The sequence below is a fragment of the Rhodococcus qingshengii JCM 15477 genome (genome assembly GCF_023221595.1).
GTDB lineage: Bacteria > Actinomycetota > Actinomycetes > Mycobacteriales > Mycobacteriaceae > Rhodococcus_F > Rhodococcus_F qingshengii.
Genome location: NZ_CP096563.1, coordinates 3166686 through 3182780, shown reverse-complemented (window position 1 = coordinate 3182780; position 16095 = coordinate 3166686). Strand labels below are relative to the sequence as shown.

The 16095-nt window shown below is 60.6% G+C and carries 16 protein-coding genes; 4 read left to right on the top strand and 12 right to left on the bottom strand.

Features of this window, described 5'->3' with window-relative positions; genetic code table 11:
- Positions 1 to 52 precede the first annotated feature (52 nt).
- Positions 53 to 1267, top strand: a complete 1215-nt coding sequence (locus M0639_RS14645) for a lipase family protein (protein ID WP_064074777.1) — start codon at positions 53 to 55, stop codon at positions 1265 to 1267.
- 73 nt (positions 1268 to 1340) lie between these two features.
- Positions 1341 to 1814: a DUF5709 domain-containing protein gene (locus tag M0639_RS14640; RefSeq protein WP_003945009.1), complete on the top strand. Its 474-nt coding sequence runs from the start codon at positions 1341 to 1343 to the stop codon at positions 1812 to 1814.
- Here the strand turns inward: M0639_RS14640 and M0639_RS14635 are convergent.
- From M0639_RS14635 to M0639_RS14610, 6 genes are all read right to left on the bottom strand, one after another.
- Positions 1803 to 2945 carry a GGDEF domain-containing protein gene (locus tag M0639_RS14635; RefSeq protein ID WP_047270566.1) on the bottom strand — a complete coding sequence of 381 codons (1143 nt, stop codon included), beginning with the start codon at positions 2943 to 2945 and terminating at the stop codon, positions 1803 to 1805. The two genes, M0639_RS14640 and M0639_RS14635, sit on opposite strands and share 12 nt — an antisense overlap.
- Positions 2946 to 3467: 522 nt before the next feature.
- Positions 3468 to 3695, bottom strand: a complete 228-nt coding sequence (locus M0639_RS14630; RefSeq protein ID WP_156525133.1) for a hypothetical protein — start codon at positions 3693 to 3695, stop codon at positions 3468 to 3470.
- Between the two features lie 100 nt (positions 3696 to 3795).
- Positions 3796 to 4410, bottom strand: a complete 615-nt coding sequence (locus tag M0639_RS14625) for a hypothetical protein (protein ID WP_156525134.1) — start codon at positions 4408 to 4410, stop codon at positions 3796 to 3798.
- Between the two features lie 180 nt (positions 4411 to 4590).
- A complete protein-coding gene (locus tag M0639_RS14620) occupies positions 4591 to 5886 on the bottom strand; it encodes a Fis family transcriptional regulator (RefSeq protein ID WP_248671205.1) in 1296 nt (431 codons plus the stop codon).
- Positions 5887 to 6037: 151 nt separating this feature from the next.
- Complete coding sequence (locus M0639_RS14615) at positions 6038 to 6403, bottom strand: helix-turn-helix domain-containing protein (RefSeq protein ID WP_054802584.1); 366 nt, start codon at positions 6401 to 6403, stop codon at positions 6038 to 6040.
- On the bottom strand, positions 6400 to 7533 hold the full coding sequence (locus tag M0639_RS14610) for a tyrosine-type recombinase/integrase (protein WP_064075756.1): 1134 nt from the start codon (positions 7531 to 7533) through the stop codon (positions 6400 to 6402). Before M0639_RS14610 ends, M0639_RS14615 begins: the two co-directional genes overlap by 4 nt.
- Before the next feature lie 249 nt (positions 7534 to 7782).
- Here M0639_RS14610 and M0639_RS14605 point away from each other — a divergent pair, with 249 nt between their 5' ends.
- A complete protein-coding gene (locus tag M0639_RS14605) occupies positions 7783 to 8766 on the top strand; it encodes a hypothetical protein (protein WP_064075298.1) in 984 nt (327 codons plus the stop codon).
- Positions 8767 to 8773: 7 nt separating this feature from the next.
- Here M0639_RS14605 and galE read toward each other — a convergent pair whose 3' ends face one another.
- The 5 genes from galE to M0639_RS14580 are packed head-to-tail and all read right to left on the bottom strand — an operon-like array spanning position 8774 to position 14170.
- Positions 8774 to 9772 carry a UDP-glucose 4-epimerase GalE gene (gene galE, locus M0639_RS14600; RefSeq protein WP_064075299.1) on the bottom strand — a complete coding sequence of 333 codons (999 nt, stop codon included), beginning with the start codon at positions 9770 to 9772 and terminating at the stop codon, positions 8774 to 8776.
- A complete protein-coding gene (locus M0639_RS14595) occupies positions 9769 to 10899 on the bottom strand; it encodes a nucleotidyltransferase family protein (protein ID WP_064075300.1) in 1131 nt (376 codons plus the stop codon). Before M0639_RS14595 ends, galE begins: the two co-directional genes overlap by 4 nt.
- Positions 10878 to 11756, bottom strand: coding sequence for a hypothetical protein (locus tag M0639_RS14590; protein ID WP_223304527.1), 879 nt, complete (start codon positions 11754 to 11756; stop codon positions 10878 to 10880). The genes M0639_RS14595 and M0639_RS14590 overlap by 22 nt, the downstream gene beginning before the upstream one ends.
- 7 nt (positions 11757 to 11763) lie before the next feature.
- A complete protein-coding gene (locus M0639_RS14585; protein ID WP_007732082.1) occupies positions 11764 to 12036 on the bottom strand; it encodes a PqqD family protein in 273 nt (90 codons plus the stop codon).
- A gap of 46 nt (positions 12037 to 12082) precedes the next feature.
- Positions 12083 to 14170 carry a glycosyltransferase gene (locus M0639_RS14580; protein WP_064075302.1) on the bottom strand — a complete coding sequence of 696 codons (2088 nt, stop codon included), beginning with the start codon at positions 14168 to 14170 and terminating at the stop codon, positions 12083 to 12085.
- 52 nt (positions 14171 to 14222) lie between these two features.
- On the opposite strand from M0639_RS14580, the gene M0639_RS14575 reads away from it, so the two are divergent.
- Positions 14223 to 14504, top strand: coding sequence for a hypothetical protein (locus M0639_RS14575; RefSeq protein WP_042450929.1), 282 nt, complete (start codon positions 14223 to 14225; stop codon positions 14502 to 14504).
- 451 nt (positions 14505 to 14955) lie between these two features.
- Here M0639_RS14575 and M0639_RS14570 read toward each other — a convergent pair whose 3' ends face one another.
- A complete protein-coding gene (locus M0639_RS14570) occupies positions 14956 to 15753 on the bottom strand; it encodes an ArsR/SmtB family transcription factor (protein ID WP_003944985.1) in 798 nt (265 codons plus the stop codon).
- Between the last annotated feature and the right edge of the window lie 342 nt (positions 15754 to 16095).

Genomic DNA, 16095 nt, shown 5'->3' with positions numbered 1-16095 from the left:
TGAGTGAAACACACAGGGTGATGGACCCCGGGTGGGTCCGGACGAGGGGAAAATGTTGAAACTGCGAACCACACGCGTGTTTACCGGATCGATGCTGACTGCCGCTGCACTGACTGCCGCACTGCTCTCCGGGGGGACTGCACAGGCCGATCCCGCATATCCGGCACCGGACCCGGACCCGTTCTACTCGCAAGCAGCTGCCGAGGGGACCGCCGGCACGCCGATCTCCGTGCGCCGGGCCCCTGACCTGATGACCTTTCCCGGCGTCGCGATCTGGCAGGTCAGTTACAGGTCCACGAACTCAGAGAACAAGCCTATTGCCGCGGTCAGCACGATCCTGGTCCCGCCGAATCAAGCACAAGACGGCCCGTTGCTCTCGTATCAGCACATCGTCAATGCACTCGGTACGGGATGTGCGCCATCTCGCGCGCTTTACGCATCGGATCCCAACATCGTCATCCGTGAAGCGCCCATCCTCAACGTCGCGCTGCAACGTGGATGGACCATTGCCCTTCCCGACCATCTCGGACCCAACAGTGCGTACGGCGCCGCGCGCCTGGGCGGACAGATCACGCTCGACGGTATCCGCGCCGTTCAGAAAGTCCCCGAATTGCGTAGTGGCGCCAGCCCTGTCGGTATTGCCGGCTACTCCGGCGGCGGCATGGCCACCGCGTGGGCGGCCGCACTGGCCCCGAGCTACGCACCCGAGGTCAACCTTGTCGGTGTAGCCGAGGGCGGCGTCCCGATGAATCTGTCCAAGATGGCAAACGGCCTCGGACAGGATCCGCACCCGGCATTCGGCCTCGCATTCGCCGCAGCAATGGGCCTCGAACGCGAGTATCCCGACCTACTGCCGCTGAGCAACCAACTCAACGACCTCGGACGGTCGATGCGGGCCGAACTCACCAACGCGTGCACCAACGACATCCTCAGGGTCGGTGCCGGGCGCAGTGCCTCTCAGGTGTCGACGTCGACATCCTTGCTGTCCAGCCCTGAAGTGCGAAAGGTGATGGACGACAACAGCGTCGAACTCTATCCGGGTGTGCCGACTGCCCCGGTGTTCGAATGGCACACACCCGACGACGTTCTGATCCCCATCGATTCGGTGGTCAACACGATTTCGCGGTACTGCGCCGCCGGAGCCACGATTCAATCCCAACTGTTCCCCAGCCCGGACCACCTCACCACTGCGGTCCTCGGTCTGCCCACCGCATTCGAGTACCTACAGGACCGATTCGACGGAGTGCCGGCCCCGCGTTCGTGCTGAATGTCTCCGGAGTGACGTATCGAGCAGGCGCGGCACATGGCCAACTCGGTGTGCCCGTGGCATCGTTGATCGTATGAGCGACACGGATGACACCGGCGCGGCCGGCAATGGCGATTACAGTCTCGATCCCGACGACCAGCTTCAACCTGAAGACACTCTGATCGATCGAGGCGTCGACGACATTCTCGACGAGGGAATCTCACCACCGGAACGCCCACTGGGACTTGATGCCCACGGGTTGACCGGCAGCGAGGAATCAGCGGGGGAGACCCTCGACGAGCGCCTGGCCGAAGAAGAACCCGATCCGTACGCGTCGCTCGGAGATCCTTTGAAGGATCCCGCCGATGCCGACGAATTCGAACGGGAAGAAGAATTCCCGAACGGTGACGAAGTGGGTAACCGTCGGGTCGGGCGTCTCGTTGCCGAAGACGAGGGCAGATACGAGGACGAGGAAAGTGAACTCATTGCCGGAGACGTCGGAATCGACGGCGGCGCAGCGTCGGCAGAGGAAGCCGCGATGCATCTGATCGACGATTCAGAGGACTGAACGACCGCCTGACTGTTGTGGCTGTTGTAGCTGTTGATCGGTGAGAACGATGGAGTGGACGTGATTTCCACCCATTCTCTTGCTTTCGTACATCGCCGAATCGGCGAGGCGATGTAGATCGTGAACGCCACTTTCTGCTGCGTGTACGTCCGGCCAGGCGCCGTTGTGGATGGCTATGCCGATGCTGGTCGTCGAGATTGGTTCGCCTGTAGGGGAGTTCATGATGGGCGCGATCCGGGCCAGTAGATCGCCGACGTACGGCAACGGCATCATCTGAACGACGACGAACTCGTCACCGCCGATGCGCGCTATCGCCGCGTCCGATCTGGCCCAGTCGTGTAGTCGATAGGCCGTGCGCAGTATGACTCGGTCGCCGACGTCGTGACCGTAGGTGTCGTTGAAGTGTTTGAAATTGTCGATGTCGATCACCACGACCAGCAAGGACTGGTCGAGGCTGGATTTCGCTTGCAGTAGTTCGGAAGTCCGCCGTGCGAGTCCGCGCCGATTCAGCAGGTCCGTCAACGGATCGAGTTCTGAGCTTTGAGCGTCGTTGCTCAGGAGCGCCAGAGCAATCTGCGTGACCACCGGTATGACAGTGATGACAGGAATGGCAAAGGCAATGCGCCCCAGGACGTCTGGAAGGCCAGAAGGTACATCGGTGAACACGCCGATGCTGGCAACAACGATGACCGCCCCGGAAAACAGCAGGTGCCACAGCTGAGTTCGAAGATTGTGAAAGAAGGCTATGTACGAGCCGACGAGCCCGAAGACGAGACATCCGAGCAATCTCTGATCCGGATTCGCCTCAGCCAGCACGATCACCGCAACGGCGAAGTCCCCGGCAACGACGAAGAAATACGACCTTTCACGGGTGGTCGCTACGACAGGCAGGGCAATTCCGCCGATCATCACAAGCACTGCGACGACGACGTCCAACGGAAATCCGATGGTCTGTACCGAATGAGTGCCCAGTCGCTTCAGCAGAATCGTGATACCCAGGAGGAAAACCAATACGCCGATGCCTATCCGAGTCGGCATCAGAATTCCGTTGTCGCGCAAGAATCGCGTGAATCGGTCAAACTGGTCTGGCACTGCGAGCCAGCGATGCACGACCTTGGGTGTGTCGCTCATCGCGGCCACTGACCATGAGAAGCGGCCGGTCGAATACAACACATGCGGCGATAGTAGTCCGTGGCGATGACAATGGAACTGAACTCGCCTCCAGCCTGTCGACCATAATACGTCACAGTGACGAATTGAGGTGGGGTAGCCGGAACTCGGTGAGACGTGTTTATCGGCATCAATCCACATCAGAGCACTTATTGGTCGTTCCTGACGTCCAGGTCGCGCGGCGTAGCCGCAGTCGCCGGCGAGGCCATGCGGTGATCGGTACCAATTCAGCCGGCGATCGCGGAGTCGCAATGGTCGAGTCGTGCAAGCCGGTCGCAGATCTCGGACTGAAACGCAGGAAAGCCGGCAAATGTACCGGCAGACAGACATGGGTGGGCGGAAACAAAGAAGGTTGCACGAACCAGGCGTGAGGCGGATATCGCCAGGTCGAGAAACTGGTAACGGGACGTGTTGAACTAGGACGAGTAGACCACCTATCTCAGAGGCCCGACGTCGTTGAGCCCGGCTGGGAAATAATGGGGCTCAAGCGAAGGCAGGGCCACCGAAGTACAACCGAACTCGAACCGAGTACTGGCACGCGCCGTCACCGATAGGGATAGTGCCGCTGACATATACGTCGCCGATGGAGACAGCTCCAGCATCGCGGGCCCTACGGAGTACAGCCTCGTTTATCTGCTCGCTGAGTTCGGGCCCATTCAATTGAGCCGGCAGGATGAAGCGGAACATCGCCTCGTTGCTCTTCGCTCCCACAGGACCATTGTGCGCCGTCCGGAGCCAAGCCGTGCAGGCGTCACCCCGATCAGACATGAAGTGGATGACCAGGCCGAGGTGCGCTTGGTGCAAAGCTCGGCTATCCTGCCATGTCTTGACCTTCCTCGGACATGTCCATACCGGTGAGACGCTTCCATTCCGGAGGAATGTGCAGGGCCACGATCTCTACCTCCTGTTTCGCCCCGAGATCTGGCCTGACTTGGTGAGTATCGGTCCAGCGGATTGGTAGCGAAAAAGTGGTGTCGATGTACAGCTCCGCCTCTGCGGGGGAGGTGTCACGGTTGAGGTGCAGGAGGTAACCGTGCTCGGTGGACTCGGCGCCCTTCATTCTCCACTTATCTCCCGGGCGCCCCCAGATCGGGAATCTACTCGGTGTCATCATCTTGATGAGCAGAGGCCAGTGGTCGAACCCTGATGGTGGTTTGGGAGGGATGAGCTGCCCGTCGTCATCGACCAGCTCCTGTCCGGCGCCACTGGAGTAGCGGCGGGTTTGCGCGGACTTGGTGTCGCGCTGAGACCATGAACCGAGCTCGTTGTCGATGGAGAAGTGCACTGTATCGACGCGGTTCGGCGGGCCCGCTATGTCGTTCTTGGGCCACCGTCGGTACTCGGCGGTCCCGGATATGCGAGCACATTTCTCGGTGTTCTGCAGCAGGCTGATCGCAGCTAAAGTGTCTTCTAGTGTTATCGCCATGCTCATAGCCTGCCAGAAAGGCGAATCGAAGGTTGTTTCGTCGTCTTTCTGGTCCGAGGTTTGCCGCGATTCTCTCTCGACATTCTTAGCTCCATCCCGGCCGCCAATAGTAGCCTGACATATCAGTACCGCGAGTTTATGAACGGCATCGGCCGCAGAAGCAGTTCGAGCTACACAACCCTAGCCATCAGCGTCAATCATCGCTACGTATCGGGCATATGTGGCTGCAGACGCCACCGCATGTCGCTCGATGGTGGCAGGGGAGTAGCCGAGAGTGTCGGCGAGGATTGCGGCGGGTGCGAGCTTGGTGAGTTCGTGCAGGGTGCCGAGCCGGGCGGCGCGGGTGCCGAACGTCGACTTCAGGCGGTTCCGCAAGTGGCCCGGGTTGATGTGTTGGCCAGGGATATAGCCGCGGAACACCCAGCGCGTACTTGGGTGGGCGGCGGTGTTCCCGAGGTCTCGTTCTCCGGCGAGATATCGGAATGGTTCGTCGAGCGGTGCGGGAAGAGCGATGGCGATGTCGCCGAGTGTGACGGTCACGAGTTCGTCTGAGACTATGACGTGGTCCCAGGTGAGTTTCACGACCCGGTCGATCTGTTGGCCGAAGACGAGCACCAGGATCGCCGCGGCTCGATCTCGCGGATTCAGTGCGGGTTGGTTTGATGTAATGCCATCGACGACGTCTTGCTGGGCCTCAGGGCTCATCTTAGAGCTTGTACCACGACGATGTGGTGTCATTGTAAGGTCCCGAGCGACCAGCTTTGTCTTGACTGCCCACGCGAGGAACCGGATGGCGAACTCTCGCGTGCTCGGGCCTTCGGCCTGCCACGCGTCCAGATCCGCTTGGGATAGATCGTCGATCGAGATGTCCCGGTCGGTGAGCCAGTTGAGGAATTCGATTGTGACGGAAACGGTTTGCTTCGACCGCAGGAACGTGCCGTGTGACACCGACTCCATGCAATACATCTGCCGCAGGTGATGCCAACGAATGTACCGGGTCGCGACTTCCCGGTGCTCGGACGACTTCAGCCGGTCGAGGGCTTCATCGGACCAGTCGATGTAGCGGTGGAGTAGTCCGTCTCTGGGCGGCAGGATCTGGTGGGTGACCAGGAGTTCTCGGACGTATTCTCGGGTGCGCGATCGGGGGAGTTGGTCGATGACGTCGTGGGAAACGAGCGGTGTGCGGGCCAGCTCGGTGAGGAACGCTGTGACATGTTCCTGGTTGATCCAGGTCAGACCGCTGTTGGCCCGTTTCATCGACTTCAGGGCAGCTGCAAAGGGTTTCAGTTCGTCGTTGATGCTAGCAGTCTCTGGATTCGTCAGTAGTCGGTCGACGGTCGCCCTCAGGACGCATCGCCAGCAGCATCCCTGTGCGTACAGTTCTTCCTCGGCGCCGCACTCAACGCAGTCGACGTTGAGTTTTATGCCCGCGCATTTGCGGCACGCCTGCTGGCCGTTGATGATTCCCGGCAACACCCCGTCGTGACCGCACGCGCATACGCCTCGAGTTCGTTTGGCTGCTTGGTAGCAGTAACCGCACACTCCGAGGCCCTGCCAGGTGACGACACATTCTCTGTGCTCACCGCAGCGATCGCATGGAACTTCCCACCGTTGTGGGTCTTCAGGTTTACGTGGTCTTGCCATCGTCATCATCGCTACGGACGACTCGGATCCGGCGGGCAACCGAGCGCTTGTCGCTGATGCCTAGGTCGGCCGGGTTGGCCGGTGCGTCGGCCGTGGCCGCAGCTCGGATCTCGACATATGGTTCGAAGAGATCGTTGGGTGTGCATTCAAGGATGTCGCACAGCGCGGCGAAGGTGCGCGCAGGGATCCGCTCGGGTGTGCCTGTCACCAATCGGTGCACTTGTGCGTTTGATAGGTTGATTCCGCGGGACTTGAGAAGCGGGATGAGTTCCGTTGTCTTCCAGAGGTTGTGATCGGCCATTCGTTGGCGGAGATTCCAGCGATAGCCGATTCGGCGTTGCTCGCTCACGTGTCCTTCCCGGTCCTTCTTTCGTCACGTGTGACGATTCGTTGCTGGATCATCCGTTGGATGGTCTTTTGTTTGAAGTCTGCCGAGACTGAGGTGTAGAGCGCGGTGGTGGATGAGTAGGCGTGGCCAACTTGCTGCTGGACAAACATAGGATCGTATCCGGCCTCGAGGAGATGAGTGACGTAGGAGTGGCGCAGGCAGTGCATCTTCAACTCTGTCGGTAGCCCAGCCAGTTCGCGGACCGCAGTGAAGGTGCGATTGAAGTTGCGGATGCCCGTGGCGCCAGCCCGTTCCGACGGCCACAACGAGGCCGAGCGGTCCGCAGTGGCGAACTGTTCGCGACCCTGCGGCGAGAGCCAGTGATCGAGAAGATCGACCACCCAGTCAAACTCAGGCACCGTGAGAACAGTGCGACGGCGCGGTCCTGACCCCGACATGCCTTTGGCGTAGCGGATCTGAACGGCGCCATAGCGGCCGTACTTGTCTACGTGCGGATTTGGGCCGAAGTCGTGGTAGTCGAGCATGGAAAGTTCCCGACGGCGCAAACCGTAGGCGTAGCACACCTTGAACGCGGTGGAGTCTCGCATCAGTGGGAGCCAGCGCTTCGAGCCCTTGGCGAACTCTTGATCGACGAGGTCATCGCAGGTGTCGAAGAATGTCTGCAACTCGGTCTGAGTGAAGCTGCGCCGGTCCGCTGGGATGGCGTCATCGGTCTTGTGGCGCGGCGTGTTCCACTCGAACACGACTTGGGCGGGAACGTCGTCAAATACTTTGCTGCAGAACGCAGCCCACCCATACCTTTCGTCAGTGACGTAATAGCAGAAGGACCTGATCGTGCCAGCGTTCGCGCGCAGCGTCGACACCGAGACGGCTTTCGGCCCGGTTCGTCGATCAGCCAGGAACTCATCGACATGGATCGGCTGCCAGCCCCACGGATACTCGTTGGAGTGCTCCTGGAACCGAGAGACCAGGCCGCACGAGGACCGAATGAACGGCACACCGAGCCCACGGGCCAGCATTTGCGCTCGCCAGCCATCGAGCATCGCCTCAAAGACTCGGTCCTCGGGTCGCAGCAGCCCGACGACGCCGTTCGACAGGAACTCTGGCAGCCGACCTGGAACACTCTGCATGAACGCAAGTGTAGCGCGAGAATCTCTCATCTGTTTGCATAAACCGATGTCGATCTGGGGATCAGGCTCGTGGGCCACCGTCCGGCAGCAAGTCGTCACCGGCCACAGGCAGCAGTTTCGCTTGAGATCCAATGGGACGAGTTCTCTCATCTAGTTGAACTCGACCTTCTTATTTGCCGATAATCTACATTATGTCAAGTAATGGATATTCGAACGTCCCCCGTCAGCTTGTCCGCTAGCTTTACCCACATGGATTCCGTTGCACTCGTCCTCGGTTCACCACGTGGCCGTCGCTTCTGTGCGAACGTCGGTTACGCATGCCGCGCCGGCGCACGCACATCCGGTGGACACTGGCCTCAATCGCCGGACGATGCGCTCCAAGTTCTCGGCGCTGTTGATATCCGGGCAATCGGCGAGATGTCCGAACTCGAGATTCTGCACTGTCTTGCGTATGCCGTAGATTGCGCACGCTACTGGGAGCCGCCGGACGAAGAAGATCTGATCTTCGTCCGCCCTGAGGTGATCGCGGCATTGCGACCGATCGCTCAAGCCCTTCTCGACTCGCCACACACTGCCTGGTGGGCCGAGCCTGCTGACCTTCTGAACCAGAATCTGGTTGAAAAGCGAAACCCTATTTACGGCTGGTCGGACCTTCCCTTGCGGATTTACCGTGCAGAGGACGGCCTCGAACAGTGGCGCGCTGAGGCACTCGACAACGAACGCCGGTTTCTGGAATACCAGATCGAAGATCCGGACCGTCACATCGGAGGCGAATGGTGGTCTATCCCGTTTGCCAACGGCACAACCGAAACAACCACGGCCCGCGACGGTATCGGGGCGCTCGGGGTGTTTCTCGAAGAAGACAGCTCCTCGAACGAGGCGCGGGTGCAGCCGGTAAGGATCTACGGCGCGCCCCGGATCTACGAGATCACCGGTCCGCAGGACTGGGCGAATCTGGTCGATACCTATCCCCTGCCTGTGCCCGCTTCACGTCGCTCCGTGTGGTACGACACGACCGGTGAATACCGTGACTGGTTCATTCCGGACTGGCTTTCGGTGTCCGCGGATTACGACGCCGTCCACCTGACCATGATGGCTTATCTGACCACGCCAGGCATCGCGATCCCGTTGTCGGCCAACTCGGGTGCCACCGTGCTCGCCGGGTGGGATCCGGACGCCACCTTCTGGCTACGTAGCAACAACATCACCGTTGACGACGACCCGACGGGCTGACGTTCGGCTACACCGAGTTGAGCAGGTGCGGGCGCACTGCCAGCCACCGCGCGGTGTCCTCGATCCCCTGTTCCAGGGTGAATGTCGGAACCCACCCGAGTAGTCGCAACGCACGATCGTTCGTCGCGTAAGCGCCGGCAGTGTCACCGGCGCGTCGGCCGGCAGCGACCACGTCGATATCTTCACCGAGCACGTTCTCGAATGTGTGTACCAGCTCCCACACCGTCGTCCCCCGCCCGCTGCCCAGATTGACCACAGTCATGCGTGATGATTCAGCGGTGACCCGGTCGAACCTTTCCAGCGCTCGAACATGAGCGTCTGCAAGGTCCCAGACATGAACGTAATCACGCACTCCGGATCCGTCGCGCGTCGGCCAATCCGTTCCCGTAACCCTGAAAGGCGTTCCTGTCGAATATGATTCGAACAGCTTTCCGAGTGCGTGGGTCGGGCGTACCGATGGTGTACCACTTCGCAGCTCCGGATCTGCCCCGACCGGATTGAAGTAGCGTAGAGATATCGCCGATAATTTAGTGGCCGCCGCAATGTCGTCGAGCATCGTTTCGAACTGAGCCTTGCTGTGCGCATAGGGACTCTGCGGTGCGATCCCCCAATGTTCATCGACACACCCACCGTCGCTCGGCGCATACACCGCCGCAGAGGAACTGAACAAGAAGCGCTCACACCCGTTCCGAAGGACACTCGATACCAGCGTCAGCGACTTGGATACGTTGTTCTCGTAGTACCGCGCCGGGCTACTCACGGAATCTCCGACCACGATCAAGGCCGCACAGTGAACTGTCGCATCGATATCGGAATGATCTGCGAATACCTTGTCGAGCAGTTTCTCGTCCGCGATGTCGCCGCAGTAGAACGGGAATCTGTGCGCAAATTCGGCGCGGCCGGTCAGCAGGTTGTCGAGAATCACGACATCGATCCCGGCGTCGACGCACTTCGACGCGACGGTGCTACCGATGAATCCCGCTCCGCCCGTGATCAGTACTTTCACGCCGCTCCCCCGGCATCTTCGACGGCAGTCCTCGCACGACGGACGAAGTGGGACACGCGTGAGCGGGCCAAGTCCCATCCACGTAGGTCGCGCCCGTCCCGGATGGAAAGCCGATCACGGTCGAGAAAGAGCGGCACCATGACCAGATCGCGGTAAAGCGAGTGCAGACGTGGGCGATCCGCCAACCACAGCGTCCATCGCCACCACCAACGCGCCGAGACGGTCGTCATTCCGGTGCTGACGCCGAAGATCGATTCCACCGCCGCCCAGTGGACGTTCACCGCCCGACGGACATCGCGTGGCAACTGGCGTCTGGAGAGCGTCACAGCGAGTTCCGGTTCGGAAGTGAGCAGGTACCCCACGTCGAAGACACTGTTCAACGACAAATCGGCTCGAATCAAGGCCCGATCGGCAAGCCGCGCGTGAGCGATGACGTGCAGCGTCACGTCGGCCATCGCAAGGCGGGATCCTTCCGCCTCCGAGCTGATTCCTCGGACCGCGGCCTCCCGGGTCAGCGCGTGACGGGCGAACCTCGGAAGTAAGTGCGAATGGATTTCGACGGAGCCATGACGGTCGTCGCGAAGGAGTGCCGGTTCCTGGTGATCGTCGTGATCGATGGAGGCGGAGTCCACTTCGTCGGGGCGGACCATTCGGTAGCCGAAATCGAGGATCGCGTCGTTGGCCGGAACGGCATGTGCAGGGTCGACGACCAAAAGGTCGATGTCCGTCATCCGTCGAGCTGCCGGGTTCGGCCAGATTCTTCGCTCGAGAAGGGCGGCACCCTTCAGTGCAACCGTCGGAAATCCGTTGCTGTGTAACAGCTCTTGCAGTTCCACTCGTTGCGCGTCGAGGTCCGAGATCCTTATGGTGTTTCGGTGATGGACAAGGCTCAGTGTCAATTCCGGACTCGATGCGGTGGCCGAGGATTCCGACAGCATTTCCGCGAAGCTCGCAGGTAGGACCGATGCGAAGCCGGCCTCGACCGCTCGGGAGGCGAGCAGCGGCAATACCTTGTGCCTTACAGCGGCGTCGATGACTCTGGGCCAATCCTGCTGCGAACACAAGCGGATGACGTCGGCCCCACACTCGGGTTTCAACATGGAAATCAGGTACCGGGTGTCACGCATGACGCCACCAGTTCCTCCACCGTGTCGGCGCCGGTATCGCCGTGATGTCGAATCAGTCTGTAGCACGGGGCATTCGAGAGTAGAGCAGCGATGTTTCTCAGGGTCACTCCGTGATTGTCGGACCACAGGGCGGATTGCTCGGCCAGCGACTGTATCGCTTGGGGTACGGGCATCGGAGCGAGTCGAGTCGGCCCCTCGTCCCATCCATCGAGGATCAGCACCAGGTCGATTCCGCGAACCGCCGAGCTGACGTTTCGTTCAGCAGGCAAGGTCGACGGGTCCAACGCCCACACCGGCGGGGCGTACGGAAGATACAGCGAATCGTGCGCTTTGATCTCCGGGAGGACGTCGAACGTACCGGCTTTGAGGTGAACCCGCCGCGGTAAGCCCACAGCTTCGGTACCACGAATGAAGACGCCTTCGTCAGCACGCAGTTGTGCACCCCGCATCGCAAGGGCGAGCGCCAAGGTGGTCTTGCCCGCCCCTGAATGCCCGGCGATCGCCACTCTCACACCGTTGCAGTCGACCAGAGCGGCGTGCAGGCGTGTCCACTGTCGGGCGTGCGCGGCCGTCATGACATCCCGGTGCACCGTGCGGTACACGCTCTCCGCGAGCTGGAGACCGTCCAGACCGATCAGCGTTTCATGGCTGCCGCCGATGGTCGATTCGATGGTGACGTCCCAGCGACCGAATGTCGCTCGATTCCGCTGAATCCGAACTTCGACGTTGTTGTCCGCAGGCCACGGGCTGGCAATCCGGTGCTCGACGACACCGACCTCGGGTATGCGGAAACCGCGCACAATCGCGTCAACCCAAAGGTAGTGCGCCCGGAATTGTGGTACGTGGTTGCCTGTCACGGAATTCTCACACCAGCAGACGAGAGGTGCTCAGCTGTCCGTACGTCTCGTTGACTACCGACTTCGCCTCGTCGTCAGGGATCTCGAGCACTTCTGCCACGGCCTGGACAATTTCGCTGACGGTCCGGCCGTCACACAGTTCCCACACCAACGTCGCGACCGGGTTGAGGTGATGGGCAACCTCGCTGGAACTGTCGTACAGCACAACACCGTCGGTGAGATCGTTGCTCTCCACCGTCTGAGAGCGTTGCGGTCTCACACCTTCGAGTAGTTCGGTCAAGATATCTCCTTGATTCAGCGAATCCGATTTCGTTTTGGTGGTGGTCTCACAGTGCGAAGCGTCGTGAGTATTCGGATTCGATTGCGCCCGAACGAATCAGGCTGCGTGTGGAGGCGATGCCGGGCGACAGCGTCAGGCACGTGAGCGCTCCCCCGGCACTCGCATCCACCAGGTAGTCGCCCAGAGTTCGGTAGTGACCCGCCCATTGTCCGAATGCTGCGGGATCTGACTCCGGATCCGCAATCTCATCGAGAATTTGCTCGAAGGCGCGCGAATGTACGAGAACGGCGTGGACTCCACGGTTCTCAGGACTGGTGCGCAAGAGTGCCGAACCGTCGAGCAGAGCTCCGTCCCTCGATTTCGGGTCGTGTCCGAGGTGGACGACATCCCAATCGCCGTGATCCAACTCTTCGCGGGCATGGCCAAGGATCGATGCGGCGGCATCCAGCAAACTGACGTCGTCAGCGGCGATGAGGACCGAATCCCAGCCCTTCTCAGTCGCCCGAGCGAGCGCACGACGCCACGAGACGGTGAAGGCCGCGTCCTGATTCATCGCGTCCTCGAAAGCCGACACTCTTTCCACCGCTGTTACGCGCGGTAAGCGAATGAATCTATGCCAGGACGCTTTCCATCTGTCGATGTCAAGATCGAGATTCACGACGGCAACACCGAGGTCCGACTGAGAATCCTCGACAACGGGGTTGGGTTCTCCCCCTACTCGGACAGGCGACAGTGGGCGATCGAGCACAACGTCGACTGCGCCTCGCTCGAGCAGATAAGCCGCCAGTGAGAAGTCGGACGGCACGGGTCCGTTGATCCTTCGTGAGAGTTCGTCTCGCAAAGTTCCGTATGTCGCCGCGCGAACAATCAGTGCAGCTCCGACCAGATCTTCGCCGTGTGCGTGGATGACAGCCGTATCGGCTTCGGCGGGGAGGTCGTCGACGATGTTCCGTAGCTTGTACATAACCGCGGGTTCGATCACGCGCGCCTCGTCCAGAAAAACCACCGACTTCCAGCCCAGCAGAATTGCCTTGTCGAGTCCGGCGACGAACGCAGAGACCGTCCTCCACCCATCCGGACCGTCGTCCTCCGCCGGAATGGCACGGTGAACGGTCAGTTCGATCGACTCGGCCTCCGCCAGGCATGAACGCCACGGAGCGACTCGGCCGTCGTCGCTGAGAACGACCACCCCACCGAAGACCAACTCGGGTCGCTGGACGCTCAGCTCGGCACGGCGACGAATCTCGGGATACGAATCACCGAGGTACCTGGAGAACTGACGATGGAGTGAGTCGAGATCCCATCCGACCTCACTCCAACCGAGCAGGTAATTGTGAACACGATCTTCCCAGTTTATTCGATACGGGACACCGGCCGGGCGCTCGAATCGATGATGCCAACCAAATGTCGGAAGGCAGACGACCTTTCCGCCGTTGATCCGGAACTTCTCGTGGATGTATCCCTCTTCACCGCCGAATCCGGTGAAGTGCGAGTTCAATCCCGGCCATGCCTCACGCCTGCAGGCAAATGAGCCGAGGCCCTGCATGACGATCTCGAAAGGCACGTCAGGGTGTTGCTTCGCTCGCGGATCAACTCCCCACGAGCCGAACATCCCGTTGCGCCACTTGGGGTCCATGTGGGTGGCCGCGATGTGCGAGGAATCCTGGGAGAGCATCGGTCCCTGGATCAGATCGTCGGTTTCCGGGTCCGCATCGAAATACGCCAGCAACGCCGACAACGATCCCGGTGCCAAGATCACGTGAGAGTCGAGGACAAGGACATACTTTCCGGTGGCCTTGCGGAACAGGACGTCCCGCACCGCAGTCGATCGAACGTCGGTGAACGGGATGTAGCGGAACCGATCGATATACCCCGCAAACGATTCGAGCATCGGCGCCGGCAACCCCTCGGGGTTGTTGTCCAACAAGACGAATTCGACTCTGTCCAGAATCTCGCGATGATGGACCAAGATCGAGTGGATCGTGAAGTACGCGCCGTCGAAATCGTCGTAGGTTGCGATCGCGACAGTCAGATCGGCCGGTTCTCCGTGTGGCGGAGTCTCCTTCACCTGAACTGACCCCGCGCTCTGAAACTTCTTCAGAGCGCGGTGTAGCGCGACGTCGAACTCTGTCATCGTCGGTGTTCCCCCTCGGAACCAGTCGCGTCGTGTCGGCTACGTAGGTTCCGTGGGATTTGTCGGCTGGGTCGGAGGGGTCGGGAAGGTCGGCTCGGTGCGAGTGGTCGGCACCGTCGGTACGGTTGGCACAGTCGGGACGGTCGGCTCCGTCGGCGCTGTCGGCCCGGTGGGTTTGGCGGTCGTCGTTCCACCCGAACCTGACGAGCTACCGGTTGATCCGGAACCTGTGGAACTTCCGGACGGTCCCGAACTCCCGGAACTACCCGAACTTCCTGACGATCCCGAACTTCCCGATGATCCGGGATTGCCCGGCTCGTTTCCGCCCGGCTGATTCCCTCCCGGAGTATTACCACCGGGTTGATTCCCGCCTGGTTGCTCGCCGCCTGGTTGATTCGGATTCTGCTGGCCACGACTTGGCGCTCCGGAAAGATTCGGCGTGTCACCGGCTGCGAAGGCCGGCGCCGCACCACCGAGGCTGATCGACGTCACGACTGGCACAGTTACCGCCGAGGCCGCTAGAACTGTCTTGACGAACTTGCGTCGATCAACTGGAACATTCTGAAAAGCGTCGCCGCCCATAGCGTTTCTCCCATGCGTCCGAGACGAGGTCGTCCTCACTCGATGTCGGGCAAAACGCTAGCATCCTTCTGGCAACTTTACAGACTGAACGCGCCGATATTTGACGGTTATGCGAATTTGAGTCCGGACTGGGCCGACTGTTCGGACAAACGTACGGCGATCTCCTCCTGTTCAGGGGACTCGTTTGTCCCGGTCGACAACCGTCAACCGACCGGCATCTCCCACGGCGCCACCGGAAGAGTATTTCCGGTCTCGAGGTAGGACTTCAGATTCGACAGCACCGCCGACCATCCGCCGGCCACCTCCATGCGAGCCGATTCGTCCGCCAAATCGGTGTGCTTGACGGTCAGTCGCACGATCGCGCCGAAGGCTTCGATGTCGAAACTCACCCGCGAGATGTCGACGCCCGGTTCGCCGTTCGGATCAGACCAGGTGGTGACCAACCTCGACGGAGGGTTGCTCTCGATTACGGTGCCGACTACATCGGCGATGTTCGAACCGTCGATCCGGCGGTGCTCCCACGTCGATCCCGGCTGCCAGTCGGAGACGTTGCTGTGTCCCCAATACTCTGCGGTGGCCTGTGCGTCGGTGAGCGCTTTCCAGACGTTGTCCGCCGTGCTCGCAATGTAGGTGACGTACACAAAACTGGGCTTGTCGGTCATGGCTTCCTCCGCGATTTTTTTGACGGTACTGAGCGCACGAAGGCGCGGTACCTCGAACTTGTTGATCCATCGCTCTCGAATCTCCTCGAGCGCAACGGGATTGAGATAGTGAAGCTTTGCCCTCCCCTGTCGGACCGTGCTGATCAGATTGGCGTCCTCGAGCATGGTGAGGTGTTGAGTGACAGCTTGCCGACTCATGTCGAGGCTGTCGCACAGCTCACCGAGCGACTGACCGTTGGCTACGAACAAGCGGTCCAGGAGAAGCCTTCGTGTGGGATCGGCCAGTGCTTTGAAGGCTGCATTCATCCGGTCGTTCACAACTTCACAATATGCAAGCATTTACTTGCATGTCAACGCTTGGGCGTGCCGGGTTTCGAAAGTTGGGACAGATGAGGTGTGATGTCTCTAGGCAGATGTGATCTGAATCCCGGATTACACCGTAAGAGAGGTTGTGCACATGGACTGGGCAGCAATTGGAGTGGGTGTCGGGTATGCCTCGGTGGCCCTGTCGATCCTGGTTTTCGTCGGCGGATGCATCGCACTGTTCATCTTGTCCGTCCGCCAGTAGCCGACACCTCGACAAAGTGGTGATCACCCCGGGGTCCGGCCAAGCCGATCACCTCGGGAGTGATCACCCTCGAGGCCGCTTGATCGATTCGGACACACCGGCGCGCGTCGGAC

Excerpts from the sequence above, each read along its gene's own strand:
- M0639_RS14570 (WP_003944985.1), bottom strand. The coding sequence starts at position 15,753 with ATGCTTGCATATTGTGAAGTTGTGAACGACCGGATGAATGCAGCCTTC.
- M0639_RS14580 (WP_064075302.1), bottom strand. The coding sequence starts at position 14,170 with ATGACAGAGTTCGACGTCGCGCTACACCGCGCTCTGAAGAAGTTTCAG.
- M0639_RS14605 (WP_064075298.1), top strand. The coding sequence starts at position 7,783 with ATGGATTCCGTTGCACTCGTCCTCGGTTCACCACGTGGCCGTCGCTTC.
- M0639_RS14645 (WP_064074777.1), top strand. The coding sequence starts at position 53 with ATGTTGAAACTGCGAACCACACGCGTGTTTACCGGATCGATGCTGACT.
- M0639_RS14625 (WP_156525134.1), bottom strand. The coding sequence starts at position 4,410 with ATGGCGATAACACTAGAAGACACTTTAGCTGCGATCAGCCTGCTGCAG.
- M0639_RS14635 (WP_047270566.1), bottom strand. The coding sequence starts at position 2,945 with ATGAGCGACACACCCAAGGTCGTGCATCGCTGGCTCGCAGTGCCAGAC.
- M0639_RS14610 (WP_064075756.1), bottom strand. The coding sequence starts at position 7,533 with ATGCAGAGTGTTCCAGGTCGGCTGCCAGAGTTCCTGTCGAACGGCGTC.
- M0639_RS14595 (WP_064075300.1), bottom strand. The coding sequence starts at position 10,899 with ATGCGTGACACCCGGTACCTGATTTCCATGTTGAAACCCGAGTGTGGG.
- M0639_RS14640 (WP_003945009.1), top strand. The coding sequence starts at position 1,341 with ATGAGCGACACGGATGACACCGGCGCGGCCGGCAATGGCGATTACAGT.